The following is a 319-nucleotide window of genomic DNA, read 5'->3' as shown; positions in this document are numbered from 1 at the left end:
GCAGAAGCAGAAAAAGCTTATTATGCTTCCATCGGAAACGATGATCTGGCAGCCTGAGTTCACAGATAAAATACTCTCCAGGAAACCCGGGGCGGTTCAACCGACGATAATTCCGTTATCTACCAGCTCCGTCTGGAGCCGCCGGGTTCCATATGTTTCGTGAGTGCGGATATGTGCCACCTTAATCTCCAGTTTTAGCCGCTCATCACTTTGTTTTCTGTCTGAGGGGGCATGCTGTACCCGGTCGTAATAACCGCTCCTGGATACACCAGGTACCCGACACATCGCTTCAACAGGGAATTGTTGTCGCCATTGTTCG

1 pseudogene is annotated in these 319 nt (G+C 50.5%); it reads right to left on the bottom strand.

Annotated features, from left to right (window positions below):
* Positions 1 to 99 precede the first annotated feature (99 nt).
* Positions 100 to 319 (bottom strand): annotated as a pseudogene (locus BFF42_RS21450) (IS3 family transposase); the annotation flags it as partial.

This window comes from Shigella sp. FC1661, assembly GCF_001712525.1.
In the GTDB taxonomy this organism is placed as follows: domain Bacteria; phylum Pseudomonadota; class Gammaproteobacteria; order Enterobacterales; family Enterobacteriaceae; genus Escherichia; species Escherichia coli.
Note: the sequence above shows the minus strand (reverse complement) of the source record. Positions and strands in the feature narration are given on the sequence as shown.